Origin of the sequence: Paracoccus sp. MKU1, assembly GCF_001447385.1 — a bacterium.
In the GTDB taxonomy this organism is placed as follows: Bacteria; Pseudomonadota; Alphaproteobacteria; order Rhodobacterales; family Rhodobacteraceae; genus Paracoccus.
In genome coordinates, this window is sequence record NZ_LLWQ01000054.1 from 1 (window position 1) to 17852 (window position 17852).

General features: G+C 60.7%; 15 protein-coding genes and 2 pseudogenes. 13 read left to right on the forward strand and 4 right to left on the reverse strand.

What is annotated here, in order from left to right; all coding sequences use genetic code 11:
* From AQY21_RS30135 to AQY21_RS03225, 9 genes and pseudogenes are all read left to right on the forward strand, one after another.
* Positions 1–92, forward strand: a pseudogene (locus AQY21_RS30135) (lytic transglycosylase domain-containing protein); the annotation flags it as partial.
* 373 nt (positions 93–465) lie between these two features.
* Entirely contained in the window at positions 466–1257 is a 792-nt protein-coding gene (locus AQY21_RS03190; protein ID WP_058096379.1) for a type IV secretion system protein, read from the forward strand.
* 1 nt (position 1258) lies between these two features.
* Positions 1259–1840 carry a hypothetical protein gene (locus AQY21_RS03195; RefSeq protein WP_058096380.1) on the forward strand — a complete coding sequence of 194 codons (582 nt, stop codon included), beginning with the start codon at positions 1259–1261 and terminating at the stop codon, positions 1838–1840.
* Positions 1840–2880 (forward strand): type IV secretion system protein, encoded by a 1041-nt coding sequence (locus AQY21_RS03200; RefSeq protein ID WP_058096381.1) that lies wholly within the window; start codon positions 1840–1842, stop codon positions 2878–2880. The genes AQY21_RS03195 and AQY21_RS03200 overlap by 1 nt, the downstream gene beginning before the upstream one ends.
* A gap of 39 nt (positions 2881–2919) precedes the next feature.
* A complete protein-coding gene (locus AQY21_RS03205) occupies positions 2920–3603 on the forward strand; it encodes a virB8 family protein (RefSeq protein WP_065169890.1) in 684 nt (227 codons plus the stop codon).
* Positions 3600–4331, forward strand: coding sequence for a TrbG/VirB9 family P-type conjugative transfer protein (locus AQY21_RS03210; RefSeq protein WP_058096383.1), 732 nt, complete (start codon positions 3600–3602; stop codon positions 4329–4331). Before AQY21_RS03205 ends, AQY21_RS03210 begins: the two co-directional genes overlap by 4 nt.
* A gap of 14 nt (positions 4332–4345) precedes the next feature.
* On the forward strand, positions 4346–5680 hold the full coding sequence (locus tag AQY21_RS03215; protein WP_058096384.1) for a TrbI/VirB10 family protein: 1335 nt from the start codon (positions 4346–4348) through the stop codon (positions 5678–5680).
* On the forward strand, positions 5680–6726 hold the full coding sequence (locus AQY21_RS03220) for an ATPase, T2SS/T4P/T4SS family (protein ID WP_058096385.1): 1047 nt from the start codon (positions 5680–5682) through the stop codon (positions 6724–6726). The genes AQY21_RS03215 and AQY21_RS03220 overlap by 1 nt, the downstream gene beginning before the upstream one ends.
* Positions 6727–6734: 8 nt before the next feature.
* Positions 6735–8687, forward strand: coding sequence for a type IV secretory system conjugative DNA transfer family protein (locus AQY21_RS03225; RefSeq protein ID WP_058096386.1), 1953 nt, complete (start codon positions 6735–6737; stop codon positions 8685–8687).
* 81 nt (positions 8688–8768) lie between these two features.
* Here AQY21_RS03225 and AQY21_RS03230 read toward each other — a convergent pair whose 3' ends face one another.
* Positions 8769–10640 (reverse strand): relaxase/mobilization nuclease domain-containing protein, encoded by a 1872-nt coding sequence (locus AQY21_RS03230; protein ID WP_082657957.1) that lies wholly within the window; start codon positions 10638–10640, stop codon positions 8769–8771.
* Positions 10637–11224 carry a plasmid mobilization relaxosome protein MobC gene (mobC, locus tag AQY21_RS03235; RefSeq protein ID WP_058096388.1) on the reverse strand — a complete coding sequence of 196 codons (588 nt, stop codon included), beginning with the start codon at positions 11222–11224 and terminating at the stop codon, positions 10637–10639. The genes AQY21_RS03230 and mobC overlap by 4 nt, the downstream gene beginning before the upstream one ends.
* Positions 11225–11899: 675 nt before the next feature.
* Between mobC and AQY21_RS03240 the strand changes: the two genes are divergently transcribed.
* The 3 genes from AQY21_RS03240 (at position 11900) to AQY21_RS03250 (ending at position 15009) form a co-directional block, all read left to right on the forward strand.
* Positions 11900–12622 (forward strand): AAA family ATPase, encoded by a 723-nt coding sequence (locus AQY21_RS03240; protein ID WP_058096389.1) that lies wholly within the window; start codon positions 11900–11902, stop codon positions 12620–12622.
* Positions 12622–13341, forward strand: a complete 720-nt coding sequence (locus AQY21_RS28425; protein WP_152988088.1) for a hypothetical protein — start codon at positions 12622–12624, stop codon at positions 13339–13341. Before AQY21_RS03240 ends, AQY21_RS28425 begins: the two co-directional genes overlap by 1 nt.
* An 819-nt stretch (positions 13342–14160) precedes the next feature.
* Positions 14161–15009, forward strand: coding sequence for a hypothetical protein (locus AQY21_RS03250; protein WP_152988089.1), 849 nt, complete (start codon positions 14161–14163; stop codon positions 15007–15009).
* Positions 15010–15232: 223 nt separating this feature from the next.
* On the opposite strand, the gene AQY21_RS03255 is transcribed toward AQY21_RS03250, so the two are convergent.
* Positions 15233–16359, reverse strand: a protein-coding gene (locus AQY21_RS03255; protein WP_152988090.1) for an IS3 family transposase whose coding sequence is annotated in 2 segments (ribosomal slippage) — positions 15233–16095 and positions 16095–16359 — 1128 coding nt in all. Because the reading frame shifts where the segments join, the coding sequence is not laid out codon by codon here.
* Between the two features lie 268 nt (positions 16360–16627).
* On the opposite strand from AQY21_RS03255, the pseudogene AQY21_RS27500 reads away from it, so the two are divergent.
* A pseudogene (locus AQY21_RS27500) lies at positions 16628–17089 on the forward strand (transposase); the annotation flags it as partial.
* Between the two features lie 83 nt (positions 17090–17172).
* Here the strand turns inward: AQY21_RS27500 and AQY21_RS28930 are convergent.
* On the reverse strand, positions 17173–17852 hold a 680-nt coding region (locus AQY21_RS28930; RefSeq protein WP_058096394.1), incomplete at its 5' end, for a hypothetical protein.

Here is a 17852-nt window from a genome sequence, read left to right on the forward strand (position 1 = left end):
GCTGGCGGCCTATAATGCCGGACCAGGCGCGGTGCAGAAATATGGCGGCATTCCGCCATATAAAGAGACACAGAACTATGTGGTCAAGATCAGCGGCTATTACGACCGCTATGCGGCACGCATGAATGGCGCGGCCGATGCAGTCGGCACACTCGATCCGCGCGACATGGCCATTGCAGAGGCATCTAATGTTGCGGACGCCGGCTGGCATTATGCAGCGCACAGCATGGACACCATGAGCGCGGCCGCCACGCGACTGCGCTCGATCCTCGTCCGGATCGAAAGCACCGGATCGGTCAAGGAGGCGATGGATCTTAACACCTATGCGCGGGGCGAGGTCACGCGCATGGCGAATATCCTGGTCCGGCTGGCCGCTACACGGCGCAAGGTCGAAGCGGCCCGCAACGCGCTGCTGATCCAGGCTTACATCGAGGACGAAAAATATCTGCAAGTGAGGATGGACGAATGAATTTCCCGCAGAAAATCAAATTCCTTCTGGCCGCCTCCGCGCTGGCCCTGGCGACAGGCGCCCATGCACAGGGCGTGCCGACGATCGACGTGACCTCGATCGCCAAGCTGCAAGAAATGATCACCGAGTCGAAACTCCAGCTCCAGGAGCAAGTCGCACAGAATCTGAAGCTCGATGACCAGACCTTGAAGTTGATCGAGCAGATCAAGACCATGCAGGCCCAGCTGGACGCACTGAAGAACGGGCTGTCGCTTGCCGATCTTGGCCTCGATCCCGAAAGCTTCCTGCGCGACATTCTTCCCGATTTCTCGAACCTGACCGCATCGCTCGACGCGGCCAAGTCGGGCAACTGGTCGCGGGTGCTGTCCGGCACGAGCTCCATCGGCGGCGGCTCTGTGGACAGCTTCGTCAGCAAGACCTTCGAAACCGCCGGTATCAAGAAGACCGAAGTGGACGAGCTGGCGAACAGCGAAAATGCCTCGGCCGCGCGGATCGGCAACCAGGCGAATGTAAACGCCTTCATGTCGGTGGCGGCGGAAAGTTCGTCGCAGGCCGCCCGCGAAAGCCTGACGCGCATGGACGGGTTCATGCAACAGATCGGCGAAACACAGAATCTGAAGGAAGCCATTGACCTGAACACGCGCGTCACCGGCGAGCTGGGCATCGCTCTGGCCAACATCTGGGCAATGGAAGCGGTTCAGACGGTCGGGATGGGCGAGGCCGGGATCATGGACGCTGCGACCGCGGCCGAGGAAGAGAAATACCTGACGGTGAAGCTGGAGGAGTAAGATGAACAAGCGGGTTCTTCTGGGCGGCGCGGCCGTCGTGGTGATTGCCGTTGCGGTCGCGGCGGCGCAGCTCTTCCCGCGGGGCGGGCAGGCCCCCGAGGATCTGGTGACGGAGGCGGATGACAACCCCTTCGCCGATCTGGACAAGGTCTTCAATGAGGAGAGCCCGGATCTCGGACTGACCGAGGAGCAGCGGAAGGCCGAGGAGGACTATCTCGATCTTCGGCTCGACCGCTCCGACACCAGCGCCGTCTTGCCGATTGAGGGCGGCAGGAATGAGCCTTACCGCACCTGCGAAAAGGTGCCGGAAATAAAATCAGCTGTCTACAACGACCGGGTGAGCGATGAGGGTTTTGCAACCCGTTGGATCTACTCGTTCGTGATATATAAGCACGCTCTCGACAAGCGCGACTGCACTTGCGCCGGAAAAGTCGCGCCCTTCCATCTGGTTGATCTGATCAAAGCCGAGCTGACTGCAAAAGAAGGAGAGGGTTGGAACCGCTTCAAATGGGGCGAGCACTATAAGACCGAGGGACGCAAGATCCGGGATCAGGTCGAAGCCATGTGCGGAGGCGAGTTCTGATGGGCATCGTCAGCGACATCATGGGCACGATCGACCAAAGCATTATGTCGGCGGGCGAGGATTTCTTCGAGGCCACCGCCTCGGGAATGCTGCCGGTGATGACGATCGCCTGCACCATCCTGCTGATCCTGATCGGCATCAATATGGCGGTCGGCTATTACCAGATGAGCGGCCGCGATGCGATACAAATCGCGACCCGGATCGTGATGATCTACATATTCGCCTTCAGCTGGTCGAATTTCAGCGTCGTCTATCAGGCTTTTGCCCATACCGGCGAAACGCTGGCCATGGAGTTTTTCAATGTTGCCAGCTCGACCAGCACAGACAGCATTTATGGCGCGATGGACAAAATGGCCGTCGATATGTCGGACGCCGCCGATGGCGTGGCCCGGTCGCAGGGCTCGATCATGCGCGGGGTGTTGGGGGCGTTTTTCTATGCCATCCTGGCGCTGCTGATGGCCGGCTATGTTCTGATAGTGGCTTTCGCCAAGATCATGATCGCGGTTCTGCTTGGCGTTGCGCCATTGGCTATCACCGCCACGATCTTCGAGCGGTCGAAAGGCATGTTCGAAGCATGGCTCGAAAGCCTGGTCGGCTACCTGATGTATCCGATCGCTGCCTCGGCCGTGATCTCGGTCATCATAGTCGTGGCACAGAAGCAATTTGTGCCGCAGCAAGATGTTGAAACGATCAACCAGCTCCTCGGATTTTGCGTTGTGGTCTTCGTCGGCATCTTCGCGCTGAAGGCGATCCCGGATGCGGCGGGCCAGATGACCGGGCATTTTCGGCTGTCCACCATCGCACCGGAAGCCCTGCGTCTCGGGCAGCGCGGTGCTGCTGCGGCGGCAATGCAGCTGCCGGGCGTGAAGCAGCTGCAGCAATACCGTCAGGACAGACAGCTGATCGCCCAAGGCTTCAAGAACGGCACGGCGGACAGCCCGGAACAGGTGAAGAAGGATCGCGAGCGCGAGCTTCGCGAGCGTGGCGCCATGCTGCGCCAGAAACGCGACGACATGCGCAGGCTGCGCGGCGGAAATTAATTCAGACGGCTTAATTGCCTGAAATCAGGAGATAAATTCATGACAGACCAAGAGTCTGAACAGAGGACGATTCTCGAAAACGAGATGATTTTCGGCGTCCGCCGCCGTGAGCGCATGGCGTGGATGGTGGGCATCGTCGGCAGCCTGGTCGGCCTGGGAGGGATCACGGTGGCGTTGATGACCCTGCCGCTGAAGGAAACGCAGGCCTTCCTGACCATCGTGGATCGCAACACAGGCCAGGCCGAGCGGGCGGTGCAGATCGAGCGGGCCAGCATCGAGCATGCAGACGCGGTGAAACAGAGCCTGCTCTACAACTACGTCATGGGCCGCGAGACCTATGACGTGAACGATAACGAGGACCGCATTCTGCGGGTCTATCGTCAGTCGGTCGGCCAGGCGCAACAGTCTTTGCGCGAACAGTGGACTGAAGGTCACGAAAACTACCCCCTGACGCTTTACGGCCAGTCCGGCAAGGTCAGCATCGAGGTGCTGTCGATCAACCAGATCAACCCGAACACCGCAACGGTCCGCTTCGTCAAGACGCTGACCCGCCCGGGCGAAGATGACCGGATCGGCAATTTCACCGCCACCGTCACCTATCAGTTCGTGCCGAGCCAGCAATCCGCACTGGAGCTGGTCTGGCAGAACCCGTTCGGCTTCACCGTCACGGATTACCGTTCCACCCCGGACTCGTTGGAAGCGCAACAGGAGGGCCTGAAATGATCAAACCTATCACCACCACCGCCGCCCTGGCCTTGATCCTGGCGATGCCGGGTCTGGCGCTGGCCGAAGCCCGGCCACAGGCCGGCTCGCGTGACAGCCGCGTGACCTATGCCAATTATGTGAGCGGTCAGGTCTATCACGTCCAGACCCGGGTCAGGAACGTGACGCTGATCGAGTTGGGTGACGGCGAGAACATCCAGTCGATCGCGATCGGCGACAGCGAGAGCTTTCAGATCGACAAGCTGGAAGGCGCCAATGTCTTCACCGTGAAGCCGGTGGTCGAAGGTGCCTCGACCAACATGACGGTCGAAACGGACCGTCGCTTCTATTTCATGCAGGTCACCGAAACAGCACGTGGCACGCCGTCCTGGTCGGTCAAGTTCTCCGTCCCGGGCTCGGGACGTTCGACGCGCAGGGCTTCCAGCGCGGCCGCCGAGGCCTCCGCGACCCTGCCGCGCATGCGTTATTCGGTTTCGACCAGATCGACGGGCGCGGAGTTTGCGCCGGTCGGGGTGAGTGATGACGGCACCAAGACCTTCTTCAAGATCCCGGCCGGCGCACCGATGCCCTCGGTCTTCAGGGCAGATGCGAAGGGCCAGGAATACACGGTCAACACCACGACGAACGGCACCATCATCACCGTGGCTGGCAGATCCGAGCGTTGGGTGCTGCGCTATGGCGACAGCTACGTCTGCGTCACCGGCGAGCCGGCTTCGGTGGTCAGGTAAAGGGGTATCGCGCCATGGCGAACGAAAACGACGACAACAGCATCCAGGAACGGCTGAAACGCATCCAGGGCAAGGTCAGCAAGCCAAGCCGGTGGCGGCCCTATGCCATCGGCGCGGGCACCTTCATTGCCGGCGCCGCGCTTACCAGCTACGCCTTCCTGGCCGCGCCTGATGCCACCCCGCAGCAGCCCTCACTGAATTTGCCCACATCCGAGGTGAACGAGTTCCAGGACAATTCTGGTCTGGACGGCTTCACCATCTCGCGGCCGAGGCCGGAGAGCCGGCCGGCACCGCAGCCACAGGCACAGCCCGAGGTTCAGCAAAGCGCGATCAGCGACGAACAACTGAACGGGATGATGGCCGAGATTGCCGAGCTCCGAAACCAGGCCAGTGCCAGGGCCGGTGAGATGGAAAAGCTGCAAGCTGCTCTTGAGGCCGTGCGGAAGGAGAGCGAGGAGAAGGACGCCCAGGTGGCGGAGGCCGAGCGCGAGCGGATGCGCCTTCAATCGCAGCTCGACAACCAGGCCGAGATGTTCGCGCAGCAGCAGGACGAGGCGATGTTCGAACAGCAGCGTCTGGCCGAGCTTCAGGCCCGGCGGGCGGAAGAAGAGGCCCGGCGCCAGGCGCAGATCCAGTCGCCAATGGTGGCCTTTCGCGCCAGCGGAACCCGTGCGGGTGGCGGCGAGGGCGAAGAGCGGAAATATGAGGGCGACGAAGCGTTCCTGCGCGCCGGCGCCCAGAAATCCACCGTGACCCGCAGCCAGGTGATCGCCAATCCGAGCAACACCATCATCCAGGGCACGATGATCGAGGCGACGCTGGAAACCGCGATCAGCTCGGCGCTTTCGGGGAACGTGGCGGCCAATGTCAGCTATGACGTTTGGTCGATGGACATGAGCCAGGTGCTGATCCCTCGTGGGTCAAAGCTCTATGGCCGCTACAGTTCGGATGTGGATCGCGGCCAGCGCCGGGTGCTGATTGCCTGGGACCGTCTTGTGACTTCGGACGGGCAATCGGTCCAGCTGGAAGGCTATGGCACGGACCGGATCGGCCGCTCGGGAATGCCCGGCCATGTGAACAATCACACGCTGGCCCGGTTCGGGGCAGCCGCCGCCGTTTCAGTCATTGGCGCGCTGCCAGCGATCATCACCGCTGCCATGGAGGACGACAACGAAAACGGGAACAGCAACAATGACGTGGCTTCGACCACGGCGGCAAATGTCGGCCAGGGCGCATCGACCGCGCTTGGCAATGTGATGCAGGGCTACCTGGACGTGCCGCCGACGATCTCGGTCGATCAGGGCGCGGTCGTGCAGGTTCGGGTCAACAATGATCTGGAGCTGTTCTGATGAGCGGCTATCTCGATCATTACCTCGCAAAGCTCGATGGGCCGTTGACCGATCCTGCGACCATCGAGCTGGCGATCAACAGTGACGCCGTGATCTGGGTCGAAAAGGCCGGTGCAGCGTCGATGATACCACTGGAAGGGCATACGATCTCCGTTGAAGAGGTCACGGACCTGGCTAAGCAGATTGCCAACGTCGCAAAGCTGAAGCTGACAGACAGCGAACCAATGATTTCGACCACCGTGACCTACAAGGGGGTCACACTGCGCGTCCAAGCGATGATTCCGCCAGCGTCATCCCATGGCACCTGTGTATCTATCCGGCTGTTCCGTCGCCGCAAGGCGAAAGAACAACCGAAGCAATTTACCTTCCTGCGCCAGCAGGGATCATCGCTGGAGGCAGAGCGTCTGGAGAAGATCAGGGGCATGCGCGAGCTCGTAGAGGCCATCGAGGTCGGGGCGCCAGCGGACGAGTTCCTTGAGCGGTGCGTGCACGAGAAGCTGAACATCATCATTTCCGGCGGCACATCGACAGGCAAGACCGAGCTGGCGCGCATGCTGCAATGGATGATTGACGATTCCGAGCGGCTGGTTCTGATTGAGGACTCGGCCGAGCTGCTGCCGCATCAGCCGAACCATGTCAGCCTGATCGCCTCGCGTTCGGAAAATTCACCCCGCTCGGCCGAGAAGCTGTTGCAGGCGACACTTCGACTTCGGCCGGACCGCATCATCCTCGGCGAGTTGCGTGGCGCTGAGGCGATGACGTTTCTGGAATCAATCAATACCGGCCATGCCGGCAGCTTTACGACGATCCATGCGCAAACAGCCCGCAAGGCCATGGACCGTCTAGCTTTCCTGGTCCTGAACACGGGCATCAGGCTCAATTACGCCGAAATCCTGCGCTACCTGCGTGGGTCGATCGACCTGGTGATCCAGACCGGGCGGCAGGGCAACCGGCGGGGCATCATGGAAGTCTATTTCCCTGCTCTGGATGAGCAGGACCGGCAAGCCGAGCGGCGCCATGAAGCCGGAAGCGACCTGGAATTGTGAGGTAAGTCATGAGCCGCACCCTTATCGCACTGCCCATCGGCATCGTCGCCGGCGCCATAGTCGGTCTCATGATCGGCGGCATGTGGGTCCAGCATCAGCTCGGTGCCAATATTTCCACTGCCGACCCCTTCATCCTGGTCAATGAATTTCCCGGTTGGGAACGGATCATGCTGAAACCATGGCGCACCGGCTACCAGATCGTCGGGGCCGCCATTGGTGCAACGGTGCTTCTGGTGCTGGTCCTATCCTTCACACAGCAACTGACGGAATACGGCAAGGCGCATTTCCAGACTCGCACCGAAATCCGCAAGAACGGGCTGATGAAGGCCATCGGCAGCGGCCTGGTCTTTGCCCGTCACAACCGCTGGGGGCTTCTCGGTCGCATCCTCAGCTTGAATCGCTTCGTCGCCGCCGACTGGAACAAGTTTCCACATTGCCTGATGGTGGCACCGACGCGGGCGGGTAAAGGCGTCGGGTATGTCATCCCGAATACGCTGCTTTTCCCGGGATCATGCGTGATCCTCGATGTGAAGGGCGAAATCTTCGAAGCCACAGCTCGTTACAGGCAGGCACAGGGTGACGAGATCTTCTATTTCAGCCCCTTCGACTTCGAGCACCAGTCTCACCGTTACAACCCCCTGGAACGGATTGCACGGCTGAAGAATACCGACCAGCAGTTCACCGAGTTGAGCAAGCTCGCAACCTATTTCCTGACGACCAGCGAGAAAGGCGGCGCGGCCGACTTCATCGTGGGCGCACGCGAACTTTTCGTCGCCGGCGGGATGCTGGCCATCGAGCGCGGCAAGCCGACGATCGGCGAGATCACCCGGATCCTTTTCGGGGGCGCCGACAAATCAGCCGAGTACAAGAATCGCGCCGCAGAAACCCGCCACCCACAAACCAGAGACATTTTCACCGATTTCAGCGGTTATGCCGACCGCACGCTGTCGTCATACGTTTCCGTCCTGAAAGGCGCCGGCCTCGGTCTTTGGGTCAACCCCCAGATCGACCGTGTGACAAGTGGCAATGATTTCAGCTGGCACACGCTGCGTTCGGAACCGAAATCCGTCTATCTGGTGGTCAATTCCGACGACATCATCACGCTCGCGCCTCTGCTGCGCCTGCTGTTCGGCGAGTTGATCGCGACCCTTCGCGCGACCCTGCCCAACCCGAAGACGGAACCCTGGCCGGTCATGATCCTCATGGACGAGTTCGACCAGCTCGGCAAGATGCCCATCGTAGTCCAGTCCCTGAAGCAGCTGGCCGGCCATGGTGGACGTGTTTCCATCATCACGCAGTCGATCCCCGGCCTGGACAAGATCTACGAGGAAAACGACAGGCTTTCCATCGAGTCGGCCGCCGGCATGAAACTGTTCATCAGCCCGAACGAGAAAAAGACCGCCGCCGAGGTGTCGGAAGCCCTGGGCAAGACGACCAGGCTCTCGGTCAGCGACAGCTATTCCTCGGATGGCAAGGGGATGCGCCGACGTTCCGTCTCGCGCCGGAATGAAGAGCGGCCCCTGCTCACCCCGGACGAGGTAAAAAAGCTTGACCCGACAAAGGTCATCCTGATCCCCGAGCGCCAGCATGCAATCCTCGCAGACCGGATCGTCTATTTCAAAGATCCGTTCTTCCAGAAGATCATGAACGCCCAGAAAGGGCCGCTGCCCTACCCGGATGAGCGTCACGCGATGCAGGCCATGCGGCAGCAGATCGAGCAGCTTCAATCCCGCATCGAGCAGTTCCAACCCATTTCATACACGAAACAACAACCGTTGAACAGCAACCAACAACCTACAACACAGAATACCGCAGCCAGGTCGGTCATGGCAGAGGTCGAAGGCTCGAAACCTATCCTGACCGATGAAGAGGCTCGCGAAGCCCTTCGACCGGACGACCAGGCCAGGATAGAGAAGGCGAAGAATTTCCAGGATCGGCTGAAGGCCAAGCTGAGCAAGTAGGCCCGCGCCACGACCGGCGTGATGAAAACAAGGCCCGCGCGCTGCGCGGGCCTCTTTGCATCACACTATATACAATGGCTCTCAGAGCTCGTGTCCGAGATCCTTGTTGCGGGTATGATCCAGCTCCGCACTTTCTTGCTCTGCGAACCGCTCGTTGGCTTGCTTGACCTGCTCAAGCGTCAGTCCGACCGGCTGATGAACGCGGGCGGCAGCGACCACGGCCTTGGCGACGTCGCGGCGGCGCTTCTCGTCAGGGAAATCGACTGCCAAAGCACCTGTGTCGCCTTCGGCGATCCGGTTCATGCTGTCCTGACCATACCGCTCGCGGAAGTCCTGGCCGAAACGCCGCGCGTCATCGTCGTTCTGGAACTCGACCTTGCCGTGCTTGCCCAGGCTGTCCGCCATGTGGCCAAGGGTTCGGGTCAGGCGATCGTTCTCAGGCGCCAGATCGACCTGAATTGCTTGGGATAGGACTTTCGCGGCGGCGTTGTAGAACCCGTCCACAATGTCAGCTACGTGTCCCCTGCCCTCTTCGCTGGACAGGTCGATCTTCTTGGCGTCGGCGACGGCAAGAAGATCTTCCTTGATCCACTCCCGCTCCTGCCAGGCGTTCGCCGCGCCAAGGCTCATGCGTTCGCTGATCCTGGCCCGATCCAGTCCCGCATCCTCGGCCAGATGCTCGATCCTGGATTTCATCTCGCGTGCACCATCTTCCCCGACCTGCTTCTCCTGGCCGATCCCGAACACGGTGTCGGACGTGATCTGGGTCTGATACAGCGCGGTGCGGGCCTCGTGGTGCATCAGCTGCGCGCCGCGCTCATCCCCGAGATCACGCACGATTTCGGCGGCGATCTGATAAAATTCGCTGCGCATCTCGCGCTGCTCTGCATGTGGCAGCCTGCTGATGTCCTTCTCTGTGTCGTCCAGCCATTTGCCGAAGGATGAGGCTAGGTCTCCACGTGTCTTGATGGTCTCAGCATCCATGATGATCTCCTGATTTCGGGGGTGGATGATACCGCCATTCTCAAGGGTCTCGGCGGCCGCTTCAATTTTCAGCGCCAGGTCCTCGTCGCTGATGATCGACGCGAAGGATGCCATGCTGCGCAGCATCCTTGCGTTCTCTTCGACCTGTTCCATGGCATCGGCCAGCGCCCTGCCCTGCCTGGGCCGCTCAACTGGCGCGCGACCCTCACGGCCGGCCCGCTCGATTTCGGCGCGCGATGGCCCATAAGTCATGATACCGCGATCAACTCGGCTGCTCTTATCCAGGAACATGCCGTGATCAGCCGCAATCTCGACCAATCGCGCCTTCATATCATCAAGATCAAAGGCATGGCCCTTTGCCATGTAGAACCAGGTATCGTTCTCCAGGCCACGGTTGTTGATGACGATATGGACGTGCTTGTTGGCCCTGTCGGTATGAAGGGCCGCGACATAGGCCCATTCTTCTCCTTCGACCCGACTGCCCTGCTGGAACAGTTCAGCGGCCCATTGCTCAACGATCGGCGGGATGCGCCTCACTCCAACATCGGCCGGGAAGCTGATCAGAAGATGGGTGGTATGTCCGTTTTTCGGATCGCCGGTCCATTCGTCCGACCATTGCTCCACGATTGCCTTCCGCTCATCCGGTGACAGAGTGCGCGCGTCCGGGTCATGATCGACCATGTTGCCGAAGATCGTTGTCGCCTTACCGAAGAGGTAATCAAGCTGGTTGGACAACTGCTTGGCTGTATGGGTGCCACCATTGTGGATCTTCTTAAGCACCGCAGAGTTCGACCCCTGCGCGACTCGCCAGAGGTTTTGTGCACTGGCTTGGAGGCGAAACTTCTCACGCTTCGCCGCGACCATGCGGCCCCGCTCGGCTCGATAAAATTCGAGCTCGGTATACGACCTGCCCCAGTTCCGGCCCGACAGATCGAGTTCGCCGACGAGGATACTGGCGATCCCGGTCACTGGTTGGCCTCCACGAAGGCCCGGAACAGTCTGATGCCACGCCGGCGTTGCTCGCTTACGACAGCCTGAAGGTAGGTGCGGACCTGGGGCAAGGCTGCGCGCAACTCGTCGAGCGCACCCATGTGCCGCTTCGCGAGCTTGATCTTTTTCGCGTTCGCGGCGAAGGCGATCTGGTTAATGTTGACGCCGATCTTGTGAAGCTCGTGCTTGATTTCCTCGATTTTCGCAGCCTGGTCCGGCGGAAATTCGATCATGCCAACACCTGATCGCAGTAAGCTACGCAGAACATCGGACCGGGAATCCGTGCCGAGGACAGCCTTGAGCCCGTCGAGCTGACGGACTTCTTCAGGCGAAAGCCGGACAGTGACGACGCTTCCATAAGTCGTCGTGGCCTCTGACTGCCTGACGCGCAGGGCCCTTTCCTTCGAGATAGTGGCGGCTGGTGCGCCCACTGCATCGGCGACGGTAGATACTGCGCCCCCCGCCTTAAGCTGGCGAAGAGCTTCCTCCTTCTGGGCCTTGGTCAAGGTCTTTCGAGCCAATCGAAACCACTCCGTCACCTGGGCAGCAAATCTTGTATACATTCCGCATTTCCTGCCACTTCCTCTTTGTGCCAAGATAACTCTCTCACGCCCTAGAAACAACGACAAATGCGCTGCCGCAGGCAGCCCCTTGTCAGGCGTGAGAAAAGTTGTCTGGTGCGGCACAAAGAGACCGGTTCCTGCCCAGGCGACAGCTTGCCGCATCGCGGCGCCGCCTCAAGCGGCCGTAGGGCGCGCCTCGTGCCTTTCCGAAGGAATAAGACCGGAGAACGAAGGATCCGCTCTGCGGCCCCTCTGTGCGCCTCCTGGCTCTAGTCGTTGGATTTTGTGTTGCTGTATATCGGTTGCAGCTTGCTTCTTATTGCATAATGGATGCAGTATTTTGCACCCCGTTTGCAGGTTGCGCGTTGCTGGTTGTCTCTAGATGGGTTGCAGATGCTGTATGACGCTTAACGGTTGTCGGTTGTGCGTCTCTGTTTCCCGGTTGCTGGTCATCGGTAGCTGTGCATCGTATTCCGTTTACCGTTTTATGTTTTACGGATGTCGGTTGCGCTATTACCGCTTCCGGTAATCGGTTAGCGTTTAGCGTTTGTCGCTTGTTGTATTTTGGTTGCGGCATTTCTATTGCAGGTTTGCGCTTGTTGCGCTATGGTCTCGGGATATTGGATGCGGGTTCCCGGTTGTCGGTGCCTAAGATCGAATGTAGAGGGACAGCTGATGGCGAAAAAGGTGGGCAGACGGATCATCTCCGTCATGAACAAGAAGGGTGGTTGCGGCAAATCGACCCTCGTGCGCGGCCTAGCGTCCGTTGCCATTGACCGCGGCCAGCGCGTCACAATCTTTGACACTGACGACAACGCCGGCATCTACCATTGGAAGAACGATGCAAGTGCACAGGGTTACTGGCATGATATGGCAGAGGTCATCGCAACACTCTCGGCCGAAGAGGTCATTTCTGCAATCAATGCGATCTATGAGAAGCCTGAAGAGGATCACCTGATCCTGATCGACACTTTCGGCGGCGGCTCCGAAGCGCAGGACGAAATGGCCATGGAGTCGCACCTTATCGTCGCCCCATGTCGCCCATCGTCCCAGGACGTGCGCGACACCACGGAGACAGGTATGTGGCATGTCAGGCTCAAGGATCGCGTCACCCGCCCGGAAAACGTCCCACCTTTCCGCGTCATTGGCAGCCATGTTCCACAGAAGATAACCGAATCCGCCGGCCAGCAGTTGGGAATCATGTTCGATAGCCTACCGATGCTTGATGATTTCGTGCTGGTGAGGGCTTGTTATGAACGCATGAACGATAGCGGCCTGCTCGGTGTCGTGCGCGACAAGCATCCAAACAGGTCGCTCGCAAAATCACTACAGGACGGCATCAAGGAGATGGGCGATCTGCTCGATGAATTTGACCGCATCATCAAGGAGAACGAATAATGGCGAGGTTGAAGGATCGCGGGATCATCGCAAAACGTGACCCGAATTTTGCGCGTCGCCTCGAAATCACGGCGGAACTGCACGACACGTCAAGGCCAGCAGCGCCGGTTACGAGCCAGAAGCCAAGCACGGCCGATCCGAACCCGGCCTCGACCGGCGCGAAGAAGCCTGAACGCCTGGTCCCGACTCCCGCACCAACTGAAAAGCCTGCAAAGATCGAGCCAGCTGTGACACCAATGGAACAGACAAAGCCTGTCGCCGAGGCGACGAGCGAGGCGCAGCGCGAAGCTGTAGCACCGGTACCGGGTGCGGCAATAGCATCGCAAAAAAAGAGGGCAGGGGGGAAACATGCTGAGAGGAAGAAGATCCGGGTCACCTTCCGCATGCCTACCGATCTTGTTTCGCGTGCCGAGGTCTGGGCGACAAAGGCCCGCTGCCCGGTGGGCGCGGTTATCCGCAAGGGCTTTAAGGAGCTTCGCCCGGTGCTGATCGAGCAGATCGAGCGAGGCATCCGCTATACCGAGATACCGCATGAGCGCATATCGGATGCCAGCTACAATTTCGATACGACAATGATGGTCAGCGCAGAGGCTTATGACAAGCTGGCGGCCGAGATCGACCCCGAGGACATGACCGGGCTGGAAGCGCCCATGTCGCGATGGACGCGTGTAAAGTTCATCGAAAGCCTGGACCGTTACCTGACGCAGAAAGGCTACTGAGCTTGCGCTTCCAGAGGAACATTCCCGATTGAATTGTCCACCCGAGGCGCGAAAGCGGCTTGGGCTTGCAGCCGACCGAACGAGACGTGCCATCATGGAGCGAAGGAACGTGAGGGCTTGCTGCGGACAATTCAGTGCTAGTGCCGGCTTTGACATTTCCGCCCCGGTCCCGCCCTGGCCCGCGTCGATCCCCCCGGCCGGCTCCTGGATCAACCGGATCGCGGCCCTCGGCCGGGATCTCCGAACCTGCTACCGTAAAAGGGTGCCGATCCGCGCCAGCTCCTCGCCCACGGTGTAGCCGCCAGCGAAAGGGGCCGTCACCCGACCCGAGACGGGGCGTCCTGACCGACCATGCCGCCGCGCCTGATGCTGGCTCGGAGAGACAGCGCCAGGTGCAATCTGGCGGCAGGAAGGCAGGGCGTTCCGTCTCGGGTCGGGCGACGGCAACGCCGGCGACCGACTAGGGCACGGTCCTGGCCAAAGGCCGGGGTTCGCCCATAGGAAAGCCGTTGAATTTCAAGCCTTCCTTGGAAAAATTTTGCGGCCCAATCTCGCCCCGCGGTTTACCACAGGCGGCTCGCCTCCCTTCGCTACATGAGGGCGCGTCCGGCTCGCCGCCTGCAAACCCCGCCCTGCCGGCCGGGGTGGAAAACCGCTCCAACGGCACTGACAATTCCGGTTGTAAGGTTGCTCCGGGGGCTGTCTGCCCCCGCCGCGCTATCGCGCTCCCCCGAGGATATTTCAAGAAGGTGAGGGGCTTTTTGTTGAACCTGTCTTCCCGGTGCGGAAAAACGGCGGAAGGCAGAAAACGAGGAAAACATGCGGAATATGGGAATGGCCTTAGCCGGGCTGGCCTTGATCGGTCTGGCTGGCTGCAAGTCGAATCTGGCGGATACGACCGATGAACAGCTTGTGCAGCTTCTTGCGGGCGGCGGCTTCTTTGGAAGCGTGGAAAGCGATGATCGACCTCCGCAGATCACACGGCGCACGGTTGAGTGCGTCGAGATCTTGAGCGGGTCACGCGCGGAAGTTTACAAGGACATGCCGGCCGAGCTGGCGGGCATGATGAAATCGGACTGCCGCCAATTCCTGCAAGGCAGACTGGATGATCCGAAGCGAAACACGACGACGCTTGAGCTGTCTGACTTTGAAAGCGCCGAAATGATGGAGCGGGTCACGGCGCTTGCCGCAAAGCAGAAAGCGGCGTTGACCGCGCTTCAGGAACAGCGCGCTGCCGAACAACGGGAAGCTGAGGAACGGGACCGAAAGGCTCGCCGCGAGAATCTGACGGCCGAGCTGGTCGAGGCGAAGGCAGCGATAGCAGACCTGAAGGCCGAACTGCAAAAGAGGCTGGACAAGATTGCGCCAGCCTGCACGGCCCTTGTGGATGCGCGGGAAAAGCTGTCGCAGAAAAATTGGGAACACCCTCTTTTGCTTCCGCAGCTCGATGTTCGATGCATCGAAGAGCCATTGCTGGCAAATGAGAAATTCGCGGTTCTGCAGTATGAGGAACAGCTTTCGCAGATCGAGGCACAAATGACGCAGGAACAGGACATGCGGGGCAACATTCCCGGCCTGCCGGCGTTCAACCTAGCGCGCATTGACGACCAGATTGCAAAGATCGAGAGAGAGGCACAAGAGGTCCAGGCGGCTGTAGCAGAACCATGATCGCCGCGTAGCGGCCCCGGCGCGGGCAGCGCCGGTCCTGCTGCCCTCGTGGCGGCATCGCCCCGAGGTCGGCAGGACAACCATAGCCGACAGGCTAGGCAGGCAGATTGATATGGCTTGCGCGGGCACGGTGCCGGTTGCGGCTTCGCTTATACGAGCTATTTATTTCGCATGGTGAAGGGGCCAATCTGGACTGCCCCCACCGAGTGGTCCGGGTTGATTGTTAGTGCATCGTCGGCCGCTGGTCTATTGGGATGACGGCTTCCGGTGCGGGTGGGCGGTATCCCAGGGAGCTGTGCGGCCTGACAGTGTTGTAGTGGCGGCGCCATCGCTCGATGAGGATCTGGGCCTCCCTGAGCGAATAGAAGACTTCTGCATCCAGGAGTTCGTCGCGGAATCGAGCGTTGAAGCTCTCGCAATACCCGTTCTCCCAGGGTGAACCCGGCTCGATGAACGCGGTCTTGGCACCAACTGCGCCGATCCAGCCCTGCACCTTCTTGGCAATGAATTCCGCGCCATTGTCGGACCTTATGAACGCAGGCGGGCCACGCAAGATGAACAGATCCGTCAGGGCGTCGATTACGTCGGTGGAATTGAGCCTGCGGTTTACACGGATCACCAGCGCCTCCTTCGTGAATTCGTCGATGATATTGAGCGTCCGAAACAGCCGTCCGTCATGTGTCCGGTCCTGAACGAAATCATAGGACCAGACGTGGTTCGGGTGCTCCGGCCGGAGACGGACGCAGGACCCGTCGTTCAACCAGAGCCGACCCTTCTTTGCCTGCTTTTGCGGGACCTTCAGCCCTTCACGCCGCCATATCCGTTCCACGCGTTTATGATTTACATGCCAACCGGCGTTGTTCAGCAATCCGGTGATCATCCGATAGCCATATCGCCCGTAGGTGCGAGCGAGCGTGATGATGTCTTCCGTCAGCCGTTCTTCGTCCGGGGCGCCGCAAGGAACCTTGCGTTGCGTCGAGCGGTGCTGCCCGAGGATGCGGCAGGCGCGGCGCTCGGATATGCCGAGCGCCTGCCGCACATGGTCAATGCACTGGCGACGGCGCGAAGGGCTTAGAAGTTTCCCCGTGCAGCCTCGCTCAGGATCATCTTGTCCAAGGTCAGATCTGACACCGCGCGCCGCAACCGCTGGTTCTCCGCCTCAAGCTCCTTGAGACGCTTCAGCTGATCCCGGTTCATGCCGCCATACTGCTTGCGCCAGCGATAATACGTCGGCTCGGTCACGCCGATCTGCCGCACCGCGTCGGAAATTGCCATTCCCTGTCCATGAAGCACTTCAATCTGTCGAAGCTTCAGAACGATGTCTTCCGGTTTGTCTCGCTTGCCTGCCATCTGATGGTCCTCCTGAACAGGATATTTCTATCCCAGTGGGTGGACCACTTCAGTGGGGGCACTCCATGACGCTGTGGCAATAGAGGGCGACTTCGCAACCTTCCCCATCCGCAACCTGCCGCGCGCCTTCTGCCCCGGCTGCGGCACGAGGATGTTCGCGCGGGTGCCGGACACTCCCACCACCGGTGTTGTCGCTGCCCGGCTTACCGAGGGGGAATTTGCCCCAGCGTTCCACATCCATTGCGCCGAAGCGCTGGCTCCGGTGCGCGACGATCTTCCGATCCAGCGCTGTACGGTGCACAAACACCGCAACCTGCTGGCGCACGCCCCAAAGCACATGCACGACGAGCTGACAGAGGACTACCGCGACATGATCTACGCCGACACCGCGGCCGAGATCGAGAAGAAGCGCAAGGCGTTCCTGCGAAAGTGGAGGCTCAAGTGCCGAGCGGTGGCCGACAGTCTCGAAGAAGCTGGGGCGCGGCTCTTCACCTTCACCCGTCTGGACCCATCGCAATGGAAATCCACCCGGACCACCAACGCCATCGAGCGCCTGAACGGGGAGTTCCGCCGCCGCATCAAGACCCAGACCGTGCTGCCCTGCGCCGAGACCGTGCCCATGCTGCTCTGGGCGTTGCTCGCTTCCGGCCAAATCCAGATGCGTAAGGTCGACGGCTGGGAGACCCTCTCTCAGCCTATCGAACCGATGCCCCTTGACCTCGCAGCCTGAAAAAACGAACCTTCAAATGCTCGGAGCGCGCCGCCAGGGAATTTCCACAGCATTCGCGACACGACCTGAGCCTGATCTGCCGGCTACAAAAGTTTCAGCACCGCCGCCAGCCATAACGTGGCGTGATTGATCCAGCCCTTGCGGTGCAGCCCCGTCTCGATCAGGAGCGCTACGCGGTTGCGAAGGGGGCCATGGCGATCGCGGACGAAACGGTCGAGCAGGGCGCGAGCCTCGTCGGTCAGCAGGTCTTCATTGGCCAGAAGGGCCGCGGTGTTGAGGTCGTTCCAGTGCCGGTAGGTGCCGCGCAGCATCGCCATGAAGCGCGTCATCTTGGAGCCGAGGCCGCGATTGGCGCCGATCTGGTTGCCCGGATGCTGGCGATAGAGGATCTGCGGCTCCTGCCCGAACAGGATGGTCCCGCCTGCGCCCGCGACCAGCTGGTAGAGCCACCAGTCATGCACCGCCACCTCCTGCACCCGCGGCACAGCCCGCTGCACCAGCGCGATGCCTGAGCGGTTGAGCACCATGGTGTTGCCCCCGGCGAAGTTCTGAACCAGCGCGTGGCGGAAATCATGCGGCCCCGGCACCTGCCGCGACAGGTGGCGTCGGCCGGTGGCCGGATACCATTCCCAGCTGCGGGTGCCCAGCAGGGCGGGGCCATCCCGGTGCGGGGCGAGCATCCGGGCCGCCTGGGACAGCTTGTCCGGCAGCCAGATGTCGTCCTGGTCTGCCAGCGCGACGTAGTCGGCCTCGGCGGCTTCGG

Coding starts and splice junctions, on each gene's coding strand:
- AQY21_RS03190 (WP_058096379.1), top strand. CDS start 466: ATGAATTTCCCGCAGAAAATCAAATTCCTTCTGGCCGCCTCCGCGCTG.
- AQY21_RS03195 (WP_058096380.1), top strand. CDS start 1,259: ATGAACAAGCGGGTTCTTCTGGGCGGCGCGGCCGTCGTGGTGATTGCC.
- AQY21_RS03200 (WP_058096381.1), top strand. CDS start 1,840: ATGGGCATCGTCAGCGACATCATGGGCACGATCGACCAAAGCATTATG.
- AQY21_RS03205 (WP_065169890.1), top strand. CDS start 2,920: ATGACAGACCAAGAGTCTGAACAGAGGACGATTCTCGAAAACGAGATG.
- AQY21_RS03210 (WP_058096383.1), top strand. CDS start 3,600: ATGATCAAACCTATCACCACCACCGCCGCCCTGGCCTTGATCCTGGCG.
- AQY21_RS03215 (WP_058096384.1), top strand. CDS start 4,346: ATGGCGAACGAAAACGACGACAACAGCATCCAGGAACGGCTGAAACGC.
- AQY21_RS03220 (WP_058096385.1), top strand. CDS start 5,680: ATGAGCGGCTATCTCGATCATTACCTCGCAAAGCTCGATGGGCCGTTG.
- AQY21_RS03225 (WP_058096386.1), top strand. CDS start 6,735: ATGAGCCGCACCCTTATCGCACTGCCCATCGGCATCGTCGCCGGCGCC.
- mobC (WP_058096388.1), bottom strand. CDS start 11,224: ATGTATACAAGATTTGCTGCCCAGGTGACGGAGTGGTTTCGATTGGCT.
- AQY21_RS03240 (WP_058096389.1), top strand. CDS start 11,900: ATGGCGAAAAAGGTGGGCAGACGGATCATCTCCGTCATGAACAAGAAG.
- AQY21_RS28425 (WP_152988088.1), top strand. CDS start 12,622: ATGGCGAGGTTGAAGGATCGCGGGATCATCGCAAAACGTGACCCGAAT.
- AQY21_RS03250 (WP_152988089.1), top strand. CDS start 14,161: ATGCGGAATATGGGAATGGCCTTAGCCGGGCTGGCCTTGATCGGTCTG.